Origin of the sequence: Kitasatospora sp. NPDC059146, from assembly GCF_042786665.1 — a bacterium.
In the GTDB taxonomy this organism is placed as follows: domain Bacteria; phylum Actinomycetota; class Actinomycetes; order Streptomycetales; family Streptomycetaceae; genus Kitasatospora.
The window spans coordinates 1-17,671 of the sequence record NZ_JBHZCY010000169.1 but is presented as its reverse complement, the minus strand read 5'-3'; the positions used below and the strand labels follow the sequence as shown (position 1 = coordinate 17,671).

Here is a 17,671-nt window from a genome sequence, read left to right as displayed (position 1 = left end):
GTCGTCCGACAACACCAACTCGACCTTTGGTCGACCCGTCCGCACCATAGGATCAGTCTATATTTATGAATGAAATTCCAGACTCAGGACACTAGGGTGGCGCAGCCGATTCACCGACGGACCCGCCAGGTCACGAGGGGTGCGGTTCTCCTCGCGGGGCGGAGCCCGGTACGGCCGGATGGACCGGGTGGACCCGGACGAGGGGGAGCAGTCGCCGGTGGTCCGCCGGGTCGAAGCTGCCGGCGAGCGGGGCCAGCACGGTCGCCGCGGAGAGGGCGACGGCCTCGGCCAGCCGCTCCGGCCACGGGGTTGCGGCGACCAGGCCCGCGGTGAGGGCGGCGACCGCCGAGTCGCCGGCGCCGGTCGGGTTGCCGCGCGCGTCCTCGGGCGGGCGGACGCGCCAGTCGCCCTCCGGTGTGCTGGCGAGCAGCCCGCCGGGGCCGAGGGAGACGACCACGGCGCGGGCTCCGGCGGCGCGCAGCAGCCGGGCGCCGGTGAGGGGGTCCACCGGGCCCGCCGTCGCGGCGAGTTCGGCCGCGTTGGGCTTGACCAGGGCGGGGCCGGCGGCCAGTCCGGCGAGCAGGGCGGGCCCCTCGGCGTCGAGGACGGCGGGCACCCGCGCCTCGGCGGCGAGGGCGACCAGCTGTCCGTAGGCATCCGGTGGCACGCCGCCGGGCAGCGAGCCGGACAGGACGACGGCCCGGGCGGTGCGCAGCAGTCGGCGGTAGCGGACGGTGAAGTCGGACCATTCCTCGGCGGTGACGGTGGGGCCGGGTTCCAGGTAGACGGTCGCGTCTCCGGTGGCGTCCTCGACCACGGCGACGGTGCGCCGGGTGGGGCCCGCGATCGGTTGGAGTGCGTCGCGCAGTCCGGCGGCGGCGAGGTCGGCCCGCAGGGCCTGCCCGGTGGCGCCGCCGACCAGGCCGGTGACCACGGTGTCGTGACCGAGCGCGGCGAGCACCCGGGCGACGTTGACGCCCTTGCCGCCGGCCCGTTCGGTGACGGCCCCGACCCGGTTGCTGCCGTGCCGGGCCACCCGGTCGAGGCGGTAGGTGACGTCCACGGCGGTGTTGAGGGTGACGGTGAGGATCACGGCGTGCCTCCGACGGGCGACGGGGCTTGGACGAACGGGTCCCTGGCCGACGGGCCCCCGGCCACCAGCAAGTCCCGGGCCAGCAGGTCCCGGGCCAGCAGGGCCGCGCCGAGGCAGCCCGCGCTGCGGCCGTGTTCGGCGGCGACCAGCCGGGGCGGGGTGCGGAAGGCCAACCGCTCGGCGAGTGCCGTGGCCAGCGGGGCGAGGAGGTCCGCCCCGGCCCGGGCGAGGCCGCCGCCGATCACGATCCGCTCCGGGTCGAGCAGGGTGACGGTGGCGGCCAGGCCGTCGGCGAGGGCCGCCACCGCCTCGGCCCAGACCTGGGCGGCGACGGGCTCGCCGGCGCTCGCCCGCCGGTGCACGTCCTCGGCGCCGAGGTCCGGGGTGCCGGTGAGCCGGGCGTGCCGGCGGGCGATCGCGGAGGCCGAGGCGACGGTCTCCAGGCAGCCCCGGCCGCCGCAGGCACAGCGCTCGCCGCCGGGCCGTACGACCAGGTGGCCGAGTTCGCCCGCGATCCCGCGCGCGCCGCCCTGGGCGCGGCCGCCGGTCACCACGGCGGCGGCGATGCCCGTGCCGACGGGGACGAAGACGAAGGAGTCGCTGCCGCGCCCGGCGCCGAGGCGGGCCTCGGCGAGGCCGCCGGCCCGGACGTCGTGGCCGAACGCGACCGGGAGGCCGAGGTGTTCGGCCACCCGGCGGCGGAGCGGGATGTCGTGCCAGTCGAGGTTGACCGCCTTGACCACCGTGCCCGCGCTCTCGTCGACCAGGCCGGGCGCGACGACGCCGACGGCCCGGGGCGGGGCTCCGGCCCGCCGGGCGAGTTCCGCGAGTTCGGCGGCGCAGTCGAGCACGGTGTCGATGACCGCGCCACCGCCGCGGGCGGGCCGGGTGGGCCGGCGCTCACTGCGCAGGACCGTGCCGTCCTCCGCCACCACGGCGCCCTTGATCTCGGTGCCGCCGATGTCCAGGGCGATGACGTTCTCGGCGGCGACGTGGGCCATCGATCCCCCTGCTCGAATCTGCAATGAGTTGCTTGAAGCTGAGCAAAAGATAGGGCAGTCGATCAACTTTGAACAAGAGGGCAGTCGCGACGCCGACCACGGCCAGCGGCGGTCAGAACGCGATGCGGACCTTGAGCGCCGTACGGTCGTCCATCGCCCGGTAGCCGTCCGGGACGCCGTCGAGGTCCACGGTGCGGTCGAAGACCGCGCCGGGGTCGATGGCGCCGGAGAGCACGTCCGGGAGCAGTTCGGGGATGTAGGCGCGGGCCGGGGCGACGCCGCCGGCCAGCGAGACGTTCCGGTCGAACATCTGCGAGATGTCCACGCCGGCCGAGCCGCCGTGCGGCACGCCGACGTAGCCGACCGTGCCGCCGTCGCGGGTGATGGAGAGGGCCGTCCGCATCGACTCCTCGGTGCCGACGGCCTCCAGCACGGCGTGCGCGCCGAGTCCGCCGGTCAGCTCCCGGACGGCCTCGACCGCGGCCTCGCCGCGCTCGGCGACGACGTCGGTGGCGCCGAAGTCGCGGGCGATCGCGGTGCGCCGCTCGTGTCGGCCGAGCGCGATGATCCGCCCGGCGCCCAGTCGGTGGGCGGCGAGCACGCCGCACAGGCCGACCGCGCCGTCGCCGACCACGGCGACGGTGGCACCGGGGCGGACCCGGGCGGAGACCGCGGCGTGGTGGCCGGTGCTCATCACATCGGAGAGGGCGAGCAGGCCGGGCAGCAGCTTCTCCTCACCGGCGGCCTCCTTCGGGAGCTTCACCAGCGTCCCGTCGGCGAACGGCACCCGCACCGCCTCGCCCTGGCCCCCGTCGGAGCCGACCGACCCCCAGAAGCCGCCCTCGGGGCAGGAGGTGTGCAGGCCCTCGCGGCAGAACCCGCAGGTGCCGTCCGACCAGACGAACGGGGCGAGCACGAAGTCGCCCGGCGCGAAGCCGGTCACCTCGGGGCCGACCGCCTCGACGACGCCGAGGAACTCGTGCCCGATCCGCTGCCCGGGGACCCGGGCGGCGACGCCCCGGTACGCCCACAGGTCGCTGCCGCAGATGCAGGCGTTGACCACCCGCACCACCGCGTCGGTGGGCCGCCGGACCACCGGGTCGGGCACCTCCTCGATCCGGATGTCGTTGGGGCCGTGGATCACGGTGGCGCGCACGAAGACACTCCCGTACTGCTCGGGGACTGGGGTCGGGCCGTCAGGTTCGCCGTCCGCACGCCCCTGCGTCCAGCTACATCTCCTACAGCAGGCCCTTAAGCTGGACTGATGCTCGATGTCCGACGGCTCGTCCTCCTGCGCGACCTGGAGGCGCACGGCACGGTGACCGCCGTGGCCGAACTCCACCGCGTCACGCCCTCCGCCGTCTCCCAGCAGCTGCGGCTGCTGGAGGAGGAGGCCGGCACCGCCCTGCTGGAGCGCACCGGACGCTCCGTCCACCTCACCGCGGCCGGGCACCGGCTGGCCGCGGACACCGGGGCGGTGCTCGCGGCGCTCGACGAGGCCGGGGAGCGGCTGCGCACCGGCGCCGGGGAACCGACCGGCCCGGTGCACCTGGCCTGCTTCCCGAGCGCCCTGGTCCCGGTCGCGGCCCCGCTGGGCGAGGCCCTGGAGCGCGCCCACCGCGGCCTGGAGGTGCACATCACCGAGGCCGAACCCGAGGCCGCCGTACGGCTGCTGCTCCAGCGCCGCGCCGACGTCGCGCTCGTCTACCGCTACACCAACCTCGCCGCGCCCCCGTACCCCGGCATCGAGACCCGCACCCTGCGGACCGATCCGCTGGTCGCGGTGGTGCGGGCCGACCACCCGGCCGCCGGCCCGGCGACGACCGCGGGCGGCGCGGGGGCGCCGGTCGACCTGCGGGAGCTCGCGGACACCTCGTGGATCACCGCCCCGCCGCAGACCCCCTGCGGGGACGCCGTCCTCCAGGCCTGCCGCTCGGCCGGCTTCACCCCGCGGGTGCGGCACACCTGCACCGACTTCGCCGCCATGACCGCCCTCGCCGCGAGCGGCGGCCACACCGTGCTGATCCCCCGGATCGCCGCCGACCGCCTCCCGCCGACGCTGACCGTACGACCGGTGTCGGACGCCACGCTCACCCGCACGATCGAGACCGCGGTCCGCCAGGGCACGGCCCACCAGCCGACGGTCGCCGCCTGCCTCGAAGCCGCCGACCGGCTGGGCTGACCACCGCGGGGCGCCGGAGAGCCGCCTCGACGGGGTCAGCCCGCGAGCGGCGGATTGAGGCGGGCGAAGGCCTCCTGCCGGCGGTACGGGAAGTACGGGTAGGGCGCGGTACGGGCACTGGCGGCGTCCAGCCGGGCGACCTGCTCCGGGGTCAGCGACCAGCCCACGGCGCCGAGGTTCTGCCGCAGCTGCTCCTCGTTGCGGGCGCCGATGATCACGGAGGAGACGGTCGGGCGGCGCAGCAGCCAGTTGATCGCGATCTGGGGGACGCTGCGGCCGGTCTCGGCGGCGACCTCGTCCAGGGCGTCGACCACCCGGAACAGCAGGTCCTCCTCGACCGGCGGGCCGTAGTCGGCGGTGTCGTGCAGCCGGCTGCCGGCCGGGAGCGGCTCGCCGCGGCGGATCCGGCCGGTGAGGCGGCCCCAGCCGAGCGGGCTCCAGACCAGGGCGCCGACGCCCTCCTGCTCGGCGAGCGGCATCAGCTCCCACTCGTAGTCCCGGCCGACCAGGGAGTAGTAGACCTGGTGGGCCGCGTAGCGGGGGCGGCCGTGGCGCTCGGCCAGGTCGAGGGACTTCATCAGCTGCCAGCCGGAGAAGTTGGAGACGCCGGTGTAGCGGATCTTGCCCGCGCGGACCAGGTCCTCCAGGGTGGCCAGCACCTCCTCGATCGGGGTGGCGGCGTCGTAGGCGTGCAGCTGGAAGAGGTCGAGGCGGTCGGTGCGGAGGCGGCGCAGCGCGTCCTCGACGGAGCGCAGAAGCCGGGCCCGGGAGGTGCCGGCGTCCTGGGGGCCGTCGCCGAGCGGCAGGCCCGCCTTGGTGGAGATCAGCACCTGGTCGCGGCGGCCGCGCAGGGCCTCGCCGAGCACCTCCTCGGCGGCGCCGTCGGAGTAGACGTCGGCGGTGTCGAAGAGGGTGACCCCGGCGTCGAGGGCGATGTCGAGCAGGCGGCGGGCCTGCTGGACGTCGGTGCTGCCCCAGGCGCCGAACAGCGGGCCGCGGCCGCCGAAGGTGCCGGTGCCGAGGCTGAGGGCGGGGACCTTGAGGCCGGAGGCGCCGAGGCGGCGGTACTCCATGCCGGTGGGTGCCGTGGTGGTGGTCGTCATGACGGTTCTCCCCTCGGAGCCACTAATGGGACTCCCGTTCCGTTAGGATGTCTCGAAGCTAGCAGACTCCACCCAACTAATGGAACAGGAATCCCGTTAATGGTCGACGAGCCCGACACGCCCTCCACCCCCGGCACCGTCCGCCCCGGCGGCCGCACCGCCCGGGTCCGCGCCGCCGTCCTGCGGGCCGCCGAGGACGCCCTGGTCGAGCACGGCTTCGCCGGCCTCGACCTCGGCGACCTCGCCCAGCGCGCCGAGGTCGGCCGCACCACCGTCTACCGGCGCTGGGGCAGCACCACCGCCCTGGTCGCCGACCTGCTCGCCGACATGGCCGAGCAGTCGCTGCCGCGCACCCGCAGCGGCTCGCTCGCCGAGGACCTGCGGGCCAACGCCCGACTGGTCCGGCGCACCCTGGCCGACCCCCGGCAGGGCGCGCTGTTCCGCGCCGTCCTGGTGGCCGCCAACGGCGACCCGGGCACCGCCGAGGCGCTGCGGCACTTCTACCGGCGCCGGGTCGAGGAGTGGGCGCCGTGCGTGACCGAGGCCGTCGAGCGCGGCGAACTCCCGGCCGACACCGACCCGTTGGAGGTGATCCGGGCCGTCTCGGCGCCGCTCTACTACCGGATGCTCACCACCGCCGAACCGCTCGACGAGGCGGCCGCCGACCGGGCAGCGGCCGCTGCCGAGGCCGCCGCCCGGGCGGGGGCGTACCGACGGGCCGCGAGCTGAGACGGCCGATCGGGAGCAGCTGCGTTCCGTCACCTGGTTGCCGGTCAGCGACTGCGGAACGCAACCATCCTTCGTAGCGTCATGGCCATGACGATCACCGTACGAGCCTCCCTGCTCGCCGTCCTGGCCACCGCAACCCTGGCGGCGGGCGCAAGCCCCGCTTCGGCCGCCCCCGCGTCCGTGTCCGTGCCCTACTACGACCAGCAGCTCAACGACGACTGCGAGGCGGCCGCGCTGCGCATGCTCCTCGCCGCCCGCGGCGTGAGCGCCGACGACCAGCAGATCCTCGACCGGATCGGCGTCGACCGGGAGCACCCCGAGTTCGGCTACTCCGGCCCGCTGTCCGGCGACCCCTACGTAGCCTTCGTCGGCGACCCGGACGGCTCGGAGTCGGCCGGCACCGGCTTCGGCGTCTACTCCCCGCCCGTCGTCGCCGCCGCCCGCTCGTACGGGCTCACCGTGCGCCAGGACGGCTCGGGCGTCTCCGTCCAGCAGCTCAAGGACCAGCTGGCCGCCGGCCACCCGGCGATCGTCTGGGTGGACTACCACTGGCGGCGCCTCCGGAGCACCACCTACACGGCCTACGACGGCCGGAGCGTGCTGTACGCCGGGCCGGCCGAGCACACCGTCGTGGTCACCGGGTTCGGCAACGGCAGGGTGTCGGTCAACGACCCCGCCCGCGGCCGGACGACCGTGTCCGAGGAGTCCTTCGCCGACGGGTACGCCACCTACGGGCAGATGGCGGTGGTCATCGACTGACCGGCGCCCGCGCAGCCTGTGAGCGATGTATGAGTTTTTGGCAAGAACCCGCCCCCGAACCGCCCCCGTGGCGCATTGCCCCAGGTCAACCCCCGATACTGACTCCCATGGCACGGCTATTCCTGTTCGAGGACGACGACTCCGCACCCGCGGCCCCGGCGCGCGGCCCGCGCTGCGGCTGCTTCGGGCCGCGGTGAGCGCCGCCGCCCCGGACCCCGCACCGGCCGCCGCGCCCCGACCGTCCGACGACCCGCCGCCGCGCCCGGGCCCGCACCCGCCGCGGCTGGTCCGGCTGCGCCGCGCCGTCGCCGGGCTGCGGCCACGCCTGCTGGTGGCCTTCGTCGCCGTCGCCGCCCTGAGCGCGCTGGCCACCGCCACCCTCACCTACCGGGCCGCCACCACCTCCACCCTCGACCTGACCAAGGACACCGCCCTGGACGAGCTGCGCCGCCGCGTCGACGTGCTCGCCCCGGCCCTGCCCTTCCCGCCCACCCAGGGCGAACTCGACCGCCTGGCCGCCCAGTTGTCGGGCACCGGCGGCTTCCGCGACTGGCGGGTGCTGGCCTCCTACGGCGCCGAGCACTCGGAGTGGACCCAGCCCGTGGCCGTCCCGCCGGCCCTCCTGCACACCGTCGACACCGGCCACGCCGCGTTCCAGCGCTTCGCCGCCGACGGCCACCCCTGGCTCGCCGTCGGCGTCCCCGTCAGCTACGCGAAGGGCGGCCCCGCCGGGGCGTCCGGGCTCACCGTCTACGCCCTGCTCCCCCTCGACCGCGAGCAGAGCGCCGCCTCCGCCCTGCTCGCCGGCGCCGCCGGGGCCGGGGCCTTCGCCGCCGTGCTGGCCGCCGGACTCGCCCTGCTGGCCGCCCGCCAGGTGCTGCGGCCGGTCCGGGCGCTCGGCGACGCCGCCCGGGCCCTGGCCCAGGGCCGGCTGGACACCCGGCTGACCGTCACCGGGCACGACGAACTCGCCCAGCTCTCCAAGACCTTCAACCACACCGCCCGCACCCTCCAGGGCACCATCGAGGAACTGCGCGCCATCGAGTCCCAGGGCCGGCGCTTCGCCGCCGACGTCTCGCACGAACTGCGCACCCCGCTGGCCGCGATGCTCGCCGTCACCGACATCCTCGACGAGGACGCCGAACAGCTGCCCGCCGACACCGCCACCGCACTGCGCATGATCAGCAACGAGACCGTACGACTGACCAGGCTGGTCAACGACCTGATCGAGATCTCCCGGCTGGACGCCGGGGCCGCCCCGCTGCGCACCGAGACCGTCGACGCCGCCACCGCCGTGCGCGAGACCCTCGACCTGCGCGGCTGGGGCGAGCAGGTCGACCTCGACCTGCCCGCCGCCCTGCCCGTCCGGCTCGACCCGCGCCGCTTCGACGTCGTCGTCGCCAACCTGGTCGGCAACGCCCTGCGCCACGGCCGCCCGCCGGTGCGGCTCGCCCTGCGGGGCAGCGAGGAGGAACTGGTGCTCACCGTCACCGACCACGGTCCGGGCATCCCGCCCACCGAACTCCCGCACCTGTTCGACCGGTTCTACAAGGCCGACAAGTCCCGGGCCCGCTCCGAGGGCAGCGGCCTGGGCCTGGCCATCGCCCAGGAGAACGCCCGGCTGCACGGCGGCCTCATCGAGGCCGCCAACGTGCCGGACGGCGGAGCGGTGTTCACCCTCGTCCTGCCCCGCGGACTGGACGGGGAGGAGGAATGGTGACCCTCCGCCGACTCGTCCCGCTGGCCGCGGTCCTGCTGCTGACCGGCGGCTGCTCCATCTCCACCACCGGCTCGGTCCGCAGCGGCCAGCCGGCCACCGGCGTCCAGCCCGGCACCCGGCTGTACTTCCTCGACCAGCACGGCATCCGGCCCGCCATCCGGCCGAGCGCCGAGCGCGAGGACCTCCAGCAGACCCTGGACACCCTGCTGGCCGGGCCCGACCCGACCGAACGGCGCACCGGGCTGTACAGCGACCTCCCCAAGGACGGCCGGGTCCAGGCCACCGCCACCCCCGGCGTGGTCACCCTGCGGCTCTCCTGGCCCGCCGCCTCGCTGTCCGCCCCCGCCATCCAGCAGCTCGTCTGCACCACCGAGGACGCCCCCACCGCCGGCCCGGTGCCGAGGGTCGCCATCGTCAGCAGCGACGCCCCCTCGGCCATCCAGCAGCAGTGCGACCTGCACCGCACCGGCTGAGCGAGGGGGCGTCGGACCGGGGGGCGCGAGGGCCGGGACCGGTTCGGAACGGGCTCTGACATACGGTCACGAACTTTTGGAATGGCCCGGTTCGGGTGAGTTTCGGAATCTCCGATATACACTGCACGGGTACCGTGGAAAGAGCGGCAGGAACCGTCTTTCCGCCTATCGGACAAAAGGCCGAACCGTTGAATCCAGAGGCGATCCTTTTATCGGTTTTTACCCCGGAGGGCAGGGAGAACCCCTACCCGGCCCTGGCTGGACTTCGAGAGCTGGCGCCGGTTTATTATAGTGCGACGATCGGCTCCCATTTCCTGACCACTTTCGCGGGATGCCAGTCCGTTCTCGCCGGTCCGGATTTCCTGGTGCCTGACCGGGAGTGGTGCGAGCGGGAAATCCCGGATGCCCTCGGCCGCCCTGCCGCCGACTTCTTCTACTCCTCGATGCTGGCCACCAACCACGCCGCCCATGACCGACTCCGTCGACTGGCGGCCCGGGAGCTGAGCGCCCGTCGGGTCGCGGCACTGCGGGCCAGGGTCGAGGAGCTCGGCACCGAACTGCTGGACGCCTTCGCGGAGACCGCCGCCGGTGGCGCGGTCGCCGACTTCCACGAGTTGGTCGCGTCGCCCCTTCCGGTCGCGACGGTCGGCGAGCTGATCGGCGTGCCGCGTGCGGACCAGCAAGACCTGAGCCTGCTCGGTGACGATGCCGCCCGGCTGCTGGAACCCGTCCGCACCCCGGAGGACTGGGCCCGGGCCGACCGGGGGGTGAGCGGGTTGCGGGAGTACTTCGCCGGGCTGCTGCGCGAGCGCCGTTTCCGGCCTGCCGACGACCTCGCCTCGGCCCTGGCCGCGGGCTCCCTGACGGACGGCGCCGGGCTGACGGACGACGAACTCGTCGACGTGCTGGTCCTGGTGTTCGCCGCCGGCTTCGAGACCACCGTCGCGATGCTCGGGATGGCGGTGTACGCCCTGCTCAGCCATCCCGACCAGTGGGCCCTGCTGCGGGCTCGCCCCGACCTGGTGCCGGCGGCGCTGGAGGAGTCGCTGCGCTGGGACGCCCCGGTACCGATGACGGAACGCATCACGGCACGGGCCACGGAGGTCGCCGGGGTCCCCCTGCAGGCCGGAGCGAGCGTCATCACGGTGATGGCGGCCGCCCACCGGGACCCCGAGGTGTTCGCGGATCCGGACGCCTTCGCGGTCGGTCGGGCGGACGGCCGGGTGCTGGGTTTCAGCGCCGGCGCGCACTACTGCGTCGGCGCCGCGCTGGCCCGGCTGGAGGGATCCGTCCTGCTGCGCCAACTACTCGACCGCTTTCCGCGGCTGACGCTGTCCGGCCCGCCGACCCGACGCACCTGCGACGGTCTGCGCGGCTTCACCCGCCTCCCGCTGGCCCTGGCCGGCTGACCCGCCCCCACAGTCCCGACCACAGCCCTCGGAGGAACCGGTCCCGTGCGCTTCCTGCATCGCGAACGTGCCGCCCTGGAGACCCACCTGACCGGCTTGGACGCCGCCCTGGCGGCCCAGCCCCTGGAGCGCCTGGAGAGCGCCCCCAGCCCGGCGATCGGCGCGTTCCGTGCCGCCGGCGGCCCCGGCCTGCTGGTACCCCGTGCCCTGGGCGGCAAGGGCGTGAGCGCCCTGGAGGCGGTGCGCGTCCAGCGTGCGGTCGGGGCCCGCTGCCCCTCGCTGGCGGTGGCCACCACGATGCACCACTTCTCGGTGGCCGGACTGGTCCGCGCCGCCACCCCGGGCGCTCCGGAGGAGCGGTTGCTCGCCTCGATCGCCGCCGACGGCCTGCTGCTGGCCTCCGCCTTCGCGGAGGGCCGGGCCGGCCAGAACATCCTCAAACCGCACATCACCGCCCGTCGCCGAGGGGAGCAGGTGGTGCTGAACGGCAGCAAGATGCCGTGCAGCCTTTCCCGTTCGATGGACCTGCTGACGGCCTCGGTGCTGCTCGCGGACCAGGACGGCGTCGAGCGGCTGGCCGTCGCGCTGGTCCCCGCCTCCACCCCGGGCATCGAGGTGCGGCCGTTCTGGCGCAACGCGGTGCTGGCCGGCGCGGAGAGCGAGGAGGTGGTGCTGACCGAGGTCGAGCTGGACCAGGAGATGGTCCTGGTCACCGAGGTCACAGCCGACGCGGTACCGGACGACCTCAACACGGCGGGCTTCCTCTGGTTCGAGTTGCTGCTGACGGCCGGCTACCTGGGCGTGGCCAGCGCACTGGTGGAGCGGGTGCTGACCAAGCCCGGCGGCCCCCCGCAGGACCCGACCGGACCCCTGGTGGAGGTGGAGGCCGCGATGCTCGCGGTGGAGTCGGTGGCCCGCGCGATGGCGGACCCGGACCAGCCCTGGGACGACGGCCTGCTGGCGGCCGCGCTGGCGGCCCGCTACGCGGCGGAGGACGCCATCGCCCGCACCACCCGCGGCTGCCTGGCCGCCCTGGGCGGAATGGCCTTCGTCGGCTCGGCCGAGGGCAGCTACCTGGCCTCGGCGGCGGGGGCGCTCGGCTTCCACCCGCCCGCCCGGGCCCGGATGGCCGGCCCGCTGCGCGAGTACCTCGACGGCCGCCCGCTGCGGATCGGATGACGGGCGTGAGCGCCGCGGCCGGCTACCAGGTCGAGGTGGTGCGCGGCGTCGACGCGCTCCCGGAGGGCCTGTGGGAGCGCCTGGCGCCGCCGGACGACCCGATGTGGTCGCGCGACGTGCTGCGCGCGATGGAGGCGTCCGCGATCGGCCCGGACGGGTACGCCCACCTGGTGCTCCGTCAGGACGCCCCCGCGGAGCCGGAGCCACTCGCGGTGCTGCCGGTCAGCCTGTTCCCGCGGCTGCGGCTGGACGAGGTGCTCGGGGCCGACGGCCGACGACGCCTCGCTCCGCTGCGGCGCCTGCTCCCCGGCCCGCTGACGGTGCCGATGCTGTTCTGCGGCCACCTGCTCGGCCAGGGACACCTGCTGACCGACCGGCGGCTGCCGCCGCCGGCCCTGGACGCGCTGGTCGGCGGGGCGCTCGCGATGGCCCGCCGGGAGGGGCTCGGCACGGTGGTGTTCAAGGACTTCGCGCCGGTCGAACTGGCGGCGCTGCGGCCCGCCCTGGCCGGCGCCGGCTTCTTCTTCCTGCCCGCCCTCCCGGACACCGAACTCCGCCTGGGCCCGGGAGGGTTCGAGGACTACCTGACCCGCCTGCCCGCCAAGGCGCGGCGCAACGCGCGCAGCAAACTGCGCCGGGCGGCGGCCTGGCCCGGGCTGCGGACCGAGGTGCTGGAGGACTTCGCGTACCTGCTGCCGGAGATGCTCGGGCTGTACCGACAGGTGATGGACCGGGCCGACCAACGGCTGGACGTGTTGGACGCCGACTTCCTGGCCGCCGTCCACACCGGGCACTCGGCCGGACGCCGACTGGTGGCCTGCTTCGAGGGCGAGCGGCTGGTGGCCTTCCTCCTCTGCCTGTTCGCCGGGACGGGCGCCACCGGAGCCCGGATCGGCCTGGACTACCGGATCGCCCACGACGCCGGGCTCTACCACGCCGTGCACCACGCGGCGATCCGGCTGGCCATCGACTCGGGATGCACCCACATCCGGTTCGCCCAGACCGCCTACCAGCCGAAGGTCGAGCTCGGCTGCGACCTCGTCGAGCAGTGGTACGCGATGACGCAGCTCCATCCGCTGCGGCGGGCCCTGCTGCGCCGGATGCTGCCCCCGGCCCTGACCGCCGCGAGGGCGAAGGCCCTCGGGCCGCACGCCGAACACGTCCCCCCGTCCCTCCCTGAACCGAAGGGGTTGTCCCGTGCCGCACGTTGAGGTGGACCTGCCGATCGCCGCGCCGCCGGAGCTGGTCTGGGCGGCGGTGGTGGACGTGGAGTCGTACCAGCACTGCATGGAGAGCGTGGACGAGGTGGTGGTGGTCGAGCGGACCGACGAACGCCACCGCACCACCGCCTGGTCGGTGCGGCTGGAGGGATCGGTGCTGCGGTGGACCGAGGCGGAGGTGATCGACCCGGCGGCCCGGCGGTTCGACTTCCGCCAACTCACCGGGGACCTGGGCGAGTTCTCCGGCCACTGGGCGGTCAGGGAGGTGGCCGACGGCGGCAGCCGGGTGGAGCTCTGTGTCGACTTCGACATCGGCATCCCGCTGCTCGCGGAGATGCTCAACCCGATCGCGGCCGACGCCCTGCGGGAGAACGCCGAGCAGATGCTGACCGCACTGCGCGCCCGGCTCGTCCCGGTCGCGGTGGTGGCCCGATGACGCGTGGCCCGATGACGCCGACCGCCGCGACCGAGGTGTTCGACCAAGTGCGCCGGCACCTGTCCGGGAAGCTCGCGCTGACCAGTGGCTTCGCCGGGCGCGGTGCGGTCGAGACGGCCGCCGAAGGCACCAGGGTGACCCTGTCCGACGGGCGCCGGGTGCTGGACTTCGGCTCGTACGCCGTCACCCTGCTCGGCCACCGGCACCCCGAGGTACTCGCCGCCGTCCACCGGCAGCTGGACGCCATGCCCACCGCCACCCGGAGCCTGGCCAACCCCGTGGCCGCCGACGCGGCCGGCCGGTTGGCGGCGCACCTCGGGCACGCCCTGCCGAAGGTCCACTTCGGGCTGAACGGCTCGGACGCGGTGGAGGTCGCCGTCAAGCTGGCCCGACTGGCGACCGGCCGGGAGCGGGTGCTCGCGGTGTGCGGCGGCTTCCACGGGAAGTCGCTCGGCGCCCTGGCCCTGACGCACAGTCCGCTCTACCGGGTCGGCCTGCGCGGCTGCGCCGTGGAGGTGGCGCACCTGGACCCGCAGGACGCGCGGGCCTTCGCCCGGGAGCTGGCGGCGGGACCGGTGGCCGCGCTGGTGTTCGAGCCGGTCCAGGGGGAGAACGGTGCGGTACCGCTCCCGGTGGAGGTGCTGCGCCAGTGGTGCGCGGATGCGGTCGAGCACGGGGCGATGGTGATCGCCGACGAGATCCAGTGCGGCCTGCGCCGCTGCGGTGAGCCCTCGCTCGCGCTGGCCGAGGGCCTGCCGGTGGACGGCGTGCTGCTGGGCAAGCCGCTCGGCGGCGGCGTGGTCCCGCTGTCGGCACTGGTCAGCTCGGAGCGGCTGTACGCGCCGCTGGAAGCCGATCCGTTCCTGCACTCCGCGACCTTCGGCGGACACCCGCTGAGCTGTGCGGCCCTGCCGCCCGCGCTGGCGGCCATGGACCGCCTGGCCGGGCACGGCCGGGTGCTCTCCGCCCTGCTGGACTCCGGCCTGGAGCACCTGCGCGCCCGCCACCCGGAGACGGTGCGCGAGGTGCGGGGGCGGGGTCTGCTGCGCGGCGTCGAGCTGGATACGCCCGCCCACGCGGGCGCGACGGTCCTCGAACTCGCCGCCCGTGGCCTGCTGGTCTCACCCTGTCTGGGCCGCCCGACCACCATCCGGCTGCTGCCGCCGCTGGTGGCCACCGAGGCCGAGCTCGCCGAAGGTCTCGGCCTCCTGGACGAGGCCCTGACCGCCGTGGCCGCCCGATGAACCCCGCACCCTCAGGAAGGAGTGACATGCCCACGCGTGAGGAACTGGCCCTGATGGTCCGGACGACGATCTCGGACGTGCTCGGCACGGAGGTGGAGGAGGTGCACGAGCGCACCAGCCTGTCGGCCGACTACGGCATCGACAGCCTGGAGCTGATGGAGATCGGCTCCCGCCTCGAACGCGCGCTGGCCCTGCGGATCGAGGTCGAGGACCTGACCCGGGCCGAGGACGTCGGCCAGGCGATCGACCTCCTCACGCTCCGGACGGGGGACCGGTGACGGCGAACCGGGGTTCCAGGCGTCCGGACGGCGGCCACCGGGTGGCGGTCACCGGGATCGGGGTCAAGTCTCCGGCGGGCACCGGCGTGCAGGAGGCCTACGAGTCGGTGCTCAAGGCCCGGCCCACCGCCGGGGTGGTCGACCTCCTGGTGCAGCGGGGCGTCTCGGTGACCATCGCCTCGCTGGTGCCTCCGTTCGACGTCGAGGCGTACCTGACCCGCCGTGAGGCCCGGCAGATCGACCGGGCCGCGACCCTGCTGCTCTGCGCGGCCTCCGACGCCGTCGCCGCGGCGGGCCTCACCGACGGCGGTCCGCCGCCGGACCGGGTGGGCGTGCAGATCGGCACCGGCATGGGCGGTCTGGCCAGCATGGAGCAGGTGACCACGGACCACTGGGACAGCCCCGGCGGCCTGCCGGTGCACACCGTGCCGCGCACCATGGCGAACTCCGCGGCCTCCCGCCTGGCCCTGCGCTACGGCCTCCGGGGTGCCTGCACCACGTACTCCTCGGCGTGCGCCAGCGGCACCACCGCGATCGGCGAGGCGGCCCGGCGGATCCGCTACGGCGAACTGGACGCGGCGGTGGCGGGGGGCGTGGACGCGCCGGTGACCACGGTGATCGTCGGCGCGTTCGCGAAGATGCGCGCCATGTCGGCGCGCAACGGCGAACCGGCCCTGGCCAGCCGCCCGTTCGACGCGGACCGGGACGGCTTCGTGATGGCCGAGGGGGCCGCCGTCCTGGTGCTGGAACGCTGGGACGCGGCCCTGGCGCGGGGCGCGGCGATCCTGGGCGAGGTGGCGGGGTACGCGGACAACTGCGACGCCTTCCACATCGTGGCCCCGATCGAGGACGGCGAGGTGGCGGCCCGCTGCATGCGACGCGCGATCGCGGACGCGGGGCTGGCACCGGCGGACATCGGCCACGTCAACGCGCACGGCACCTCGACGGTGCTCAACGACCGGGCGGAGGCCCGGGCGATCGAGCGCTGCTTCGGCGCCGGGGCCCTGCCCGTGACGGCGATGAAGGGCGTGACGGGCCATCTGATCGGCGGCTCCGGAGCGTTGGAGGCAGCGCTCGGCCTGCTCTGCGCGACCCGGGGCGAGGTGCCCCCGATCGCGAACCTCGGCACCAGCCCGGAGGCCGACCTGGTGGACCTGGTCCGCTCCGTGCCGCGCGGCATCGCACCGGCGCCGGTCCTCTCCAACTCCTTCGGCTTCGGCGGCCAGAACGCCTGCCTGGTGCTCGTCCCCGCCTGACCTTCCCCGATTCCCCCCTCGTATCCCCTCCTCGTTCCGGGACGTCCCATGCGAATCCTCCTGACCGGCGCGACCGGTGTGGTCGGCACCGAGGTCACCGGCCTGCTGCGGGCGGCGGGCCACACGCCCGTGCCGGTGGCCCGCCGAGCCACCGTCGACGCCTCGGTCGCCGAGGCCTCGGTCCGCTGGCGGATGGGGGCCGAACCCCCGCCGGCCGAACTGGCCGGCCACTGGGACGTGATCGTCCACGCGGCGGCCACCACCCGCTGGACCCTCACCCGTCCGGAGGCCGTCGCCGCCAACGTGGAGCCGCTGCGGGCAGTGCTCGCCCTGGCCGACCGGGACACCCACCTGGTGCACGTCTCGACCGCCTACGTCGGCGGCACCCGCAACCCCGGCGACCTTCGCAGCGCGCAGTTCGAGGGCTATCGCAACGGCTACGAGTGGTCCAAGGCCCGCTGCGAGGACCTGGCCCGGGCCGAGCACCCCGGACCGCTCACCGTGGTCCGCCCGCCGCTGGTCGTCGGCCGCAGCCGGGACGGGCGGATCGCCCGCTTCTCGGGGCCGTACACGATCCTCCAGGCCCTGGTGTCCGGCCTGGCCGCCGTCGTGGTCGGTGACCCGGACGGCTACGCCGAGATCAGCCCCGTCGACCAGGTCGCCCGGGTGATCGCAGCCGCCGGCCTCGCCGAGCCCCCGCCGACCCCACGCACCGAGGTGATCGCGGCAGGCCCGGCCTGTCTGACGCTCTCCGCCCTGCTCGACGTCATCTGCGACACCCTCAACTCCTGCCGCGCCGCCCACGGGATCGCCCCGGTGGAGCGCCCGCCGCTCGTCCCGACGGAACGCTGGAACCGCTTCTTCCTGCCCCTGGCGGACCGTCACCTCTCGCCGTTCCAGGCCCAGGCCGTCAAGCTGCTCGCGATGTTCCAGAGCTACACCTCGATGACGGAGCCCTTCACCCCCACCCATCCGGTCACCGACCCCGCCACCGTGATGGCCACCGCCGTGCGCCACTGGGCCGACGCCAAACCCCGTCTCGCCCTGGCCCGCCCGCAGCCGTGGACGGCCCTCACCACGGCCTCCTGACCCGACGTCACGGCCGGACCGGGCGGCAGAGCTGCGCTCCGGCCGAGGGTCGACTCGGCTTCAGAGTGGCAGCAGCTGGGTGACGTCGTGGCGGTTGCCGCCGGTCAGGGTGATGGCCGGCGGTGTGCCGTGGCCGTCCGTGATCACGTGGTGCTTCGAGCCCGGTCGGGCACGGTCGACCATGGCCACCTCGCCGTTCTGTCAGCTCCTCTTAGAGGGCGTTCGATACCGATTTAGGCTGCCGCGAAGGGTTTCGGGCGGAGGTATTGCCCGATTCTGTCGGGGCTGGCGGTCAGGCGGGTGGTCATGGAGTTGACCATGGCCCAGTGGATCATCGAGCGTGACCGGTCCGGCAGTTCCTCATAGTCGCGGTGGAGCCGCCGGTACCGGGACATGATCCCGAAGGTCTGCTCGACCCGCCAGCGGATCGGCTGGACGACGAAGCCCTTCTGCTCCTTGTCGCGGGCGACCACCTCGACATCGATGGACAGGGCGGCGCC

Annotated in this window: 18 protein-coding genes and 1 pseudogene; 13 read left to right on the top strand and 6 right to left on the bottom strand. The window is 74.8% G+C overall.

Features of this window, described 5'->3' with window-relative positions; genetic code table 11:
- Positions 1-130: 130 nt before the first annotated feature.
- The 3 genes from ACFXPX_RS40005 to ACFXPX_RS39995 form a co-directional block, all read right to left on the bottom strand.
- Entirely contained in the window at positions 131-1,093 is a 963-nt protein-coding gene (locus ACFXPX_RS40005; RefSeq protein WP_380644808.1) for a 1-phosphofructokinase family hexose kinase, read from the bottom strand.
- A complete protein-coding gene (locus ACFXPX_RS40000) occupies positions 1,090-2,094 on the bottom strand; it encodes an ROK family protein (RefSeq protein ID WP_380644807.1) in 1,005 nt (334 codons plus the stop codon). The genes ACFXPX_RS40005 and ACFXPX_RS40000 overlap by 4 nt, the downstream gene beginning before the upstream one ends.
- Positions 2,095-2,206: 112 nt before the next feature.
- On the bottom strand, positions 2,207-3,250 hold the full coding sequence (locus tag ACFXPX_RS39995) for a zinc-dependent alcohol dehydrogenase family protein (RefSeq protein WP_380526750.1): 1,044 nt from the start codon (positions 3,248-3,250) through the stop codon (positions 2,207-2,209).
- A 108-nt stretch (positions 3,251-3,358) separates the two neighbouring features.
- Between ACFXPX_RS39995 and ACFXPX_RS39990 the strand changes: the two genes are divergently transcribed.
- Positions 3,359-4,276 carry a LysR family transcriptional regulator gene (locus ACFXPX_RS39990; RefSeq protein WP_380644806.1) on the top strand — a complete coding sequence of 306 codons (918 nt, stop codon included), beginning with the start codon at positions 3,359-3,361 and terminating at the stop codon, positions 4,274-4,276.
- A gap of 35 nt (positions 4,277-4,311) precedes the next feature.
- Here ACFXPX_RS39990 and ACFXPX_RS39985 read toward each other — a convergent pair whose 3' ends face one another.
- Positions 4,312-5,349 carry an aldo/keto reductase gene (locus ACFXPX_RS39985; RefSeq protein ID WP_380644809.1) on the bottom strand — a complete coding sequence of 346 codons (1,038 nt, stop codon included), beginning with the start codon at positions 5,347-5,349 and terminating at the stop codon, positions 4,312-4,314.
- 129 nt (positions 5,350-5,478) lie between these two features.
- On the opposite strand from ACFXPX_RS39985, the gene ACFXPX_RS39980 reads away from it, so the two are divergent.
- The 12 genes from ACFXPX_RS39980 (at position 5,479) to ACFXPX_RS39925 (ending at position 17,171) form a co-directional block, all read left to right on the top strand.
- A complete protein-coding gene (locus ACFXPX_RS39980; protein WP_380526747.1) occupies positions 5,479-6,108 on the top strand; it encodes a TetR/AcrR family transcriptional regulator in 630 nt (209 codons plus the stop codon).
- 87 nt (positions 6,109-6,195) lie between these two features.
- On the top strand, positions 6,196-6,867 hold the full coding sequence (locus tag ACFXPX_RS39975; protein WP_380644805.1) for a C39 family peptidase: 672 nt from the start codon (positions 6,196-6,198) through the stop codon (positions 6,865-6,867).
- A gap of 193 nt (positions 6,868-7,060) precedes the next feature.
- Positions 7,061-8,587, top strand: coding sequence for an ATP-binding protein (locus ACFXPX_RS39970; RefSeq protein WP_380644804.1), 1,527 nt, complete (start codon positions 7,061-7,063; stop codon positions 8,585-8,587).
- Entirely contained in the window at positions 8,581-9,060 is a 480-nt protein-coding gene (locus ACFXPX_RS39965; protein ID WP_380526741.1) for a GerMN domain-containing protein, read from the top strand. Before ACFXPX_RS39970 ends, ACFXPX_RS39965 begins: the two co-directional genes overlap by 7 nt.
- Before the next feature lie 365 nt (positions 9,061-9,425).
- Positions 9,426-10,469: a cytochrome P450 gene (locus ACFXPX_RS39960; RefSeq protein WP_380526739.1), complete on the top strand. Its 1,044-nt coding sequence runs from the start codon at positions 9,426-9,428 to the stop codon at positions 10,467-10,469.
- A gap of 45 nt (positions 10,470-10,514) precedes the next feature.
- Positions 10,515-11,648 carry an acyl-CoA dehydrogenase family protein gene (locus ACFXPX_RS39955; RefSeq protein ID WP_380526737.1) on the top strand — a complete coding sequence of 378 codons (1,134 nt, stop codon included), beginning with the start codon at positions 10,515-10,517 and terminating at the stop codon, positions 11,646-11,648.
- On the top strand, positions 11,645-12,859 hold the full coding sequence (locus ACFXPX_RS39950) for a GNAT family N-acetyltransferase (RefSeq protein ID WP_380588361.1): 1,215 nt from the start codon (positions 11,645-11,647) through the stop codon (positions 12,857-12,859). Before ACFXPX_RS39955 ends, ACFXPX_RS39950 begins: the two co-directional genes overlap by 4 nt.
- Positions 12,846-13,304 (top strand): type II toxin-antitoxin system RatA family toxin, encoded by a 459-nt coding sequence (locus ACFXPX_RS39945; RefSeq protein WP_380526733.1) that lies wholly within the window; start codon positions 12,846-12,848, stop codon positions 13,302-13,304. Before ACFXPX_RS39950 ends, ACFXPX_RS39945 begins: the two co-directional genes overlap by 14 nt.
- Positions 13,301-14,548, top strand: a complete 1,248-nt coding sequence (locus ACFXPX_RS39940) for an aspartate aminotransferase family protein (RefSeq protein WP_380526731.1) — start codon at positions 13,301-13,303, stop codon at positions 14,546-14,548. The genes ACFXPX_RS39945 and ACFXPX_RS39940 overlap by 4 nt, the downstream gene beginning before the upstream one ends.
- 26 nt (positions 14,549-14,574) lie before the next feature.
- Positions 14,575-14,826: an acyl carrier protein gene (locus tag ACFXPX_RS39935; protein WP_380526729.1), complete on the top strand. Its 252-nt coding sequence runs from the start codon at positions 14,575-14,577 to the stop codon at positions 14,824-14,826.
- A complete protein-coding gene (locus ACFXPX_RS39930) occupies positions 14,823-16,082 on the top strand; it encodes a beta-ketoacyl-[acyl-carrier-protein] synthase family protein (RefSeq protein ID WP_380588367.1) in 1,260 nt (419 codons plus the stop codon). Before ACFXPX_RS39935 ends, ACFXPX_RS39930 begins: the two co-directional genes overlap by 4 nt.
- 48 nt (positions 16,083-16,130) lie before the next feature.
- On the top strand, positions 16,131-17,171 hold the full coding sequence (locus ACFXPX_RS39925) for an SDR family oxidoreductase (RefSeq protein WP_380588370.1): 1,041 nt from the start codon (positions 16,131-16,133) through the stop codon (positions 17,169-17,171).
- Between the two features lie 63 nt (positions 17,172-17,234).
- Here ACFXPX_RS39925 and ACFXPX_RS39920 read toward each other — a convergent pair.
- Together ACFXPX_RS39920 and ACFXPX_RS39915 are read right to left on the bottom strand one after the other, a co-directional pair.
- A pseudogene (locus ACFXPX_RS39920) lies at positions 17,235-17,348 on the bottom strand (IS5/IS1182 family transposase); the annotation flags it as partial.
- Positions 17,349-17,404: 56 nt separating this feature from the next.
- Positions 17,405-17,671 (bottom strand): transposase (locus ACFXPX_RS39915; protein ID WP_380644803.1); only part of this gene is annotated, 267 nt, incomplete at its 5' end.

What these genes read in the sequence shown, in the direction of transcription:
- ACFXPX_RS39940 (WP_380526731.1), top strand. Translation starts at nt 13,301, where the DNA reads ATGACGCGTGGCCCGATGACGCCGACCGCCGCGACCGAGGTGTTCGAC.
- ACFXPX_RS39985 (WP_380644809.1), bottom strand. Translation starts at nt 5,349, where the DNA reads ATGGAGTACCGCCGCCTCGGCGCCTCCGGCCTCAAGGTCCCCGCCCTC.
- ACFXPX_RS39975 (WP_380644805.1), top strand. Translation starts at nt 6,196, where the DNA reads ATGACGATCACCGTACGAGCCTCCCTGCTCGCCGTCCTGGCCACCGCA.
- ACFXPX_RS39965 (WP_380526741.1), top strand. Translation starts at nt 8,581, where the DNA reads ATGGTGACCCTCCGCCGACTCGTCCCGCTGGCCGCGGTCCTGCTGCTG.
- ACFXPX_RS39935 (WP_380526729.1), top strand. Translation starts at nt 14,575, where the DNA reads ATGCCCACGCGTGAGGAACTGGCCCTGATGGTCCGGACGACGATCTCG.
- ACFXPX_RS40000 (WP_380644807.1), bottom strand. Translation starts at nt 2,094, where the DNA reads ATGGCCCACGTCGCCGCCGAGAACGTCATCGCCCTGGACATCGGCGGC.
- ACFXPX_RS39990 (WP_380644806.1), top strand. Translation starts at nt 3,359, where the DNA reads ATGCTCGATGTCCGACGGCTCGTCCTCCTGCGCGACCTGGAGGCGCAC.
- ACFXPX_RS39925 (WP_380588370.1), top strand. Translation starts at nt 16,131, where the DNA reads ATGCGAATCCTCCTGACCGGCGCGACCGGTGTGGTCGGCACCGAGGTC.
- ACFXPX_RS39950 (WP_380588361.1), top strand. Translation starts at nt 11,645, where the DNA reads ATGACGGGCGTGAGCGCCGCGGCCGGCTACCAGGTCGAGGTGGTGCGC.
- ACFXPX_RS39980 (WP_380526747.1), top strand. Translation starts at nt 5,479, where the DNA reads ATGGTCGACGAGCCCGACACGCCCTCCACCCCCGGCACCGTCCGCCCC.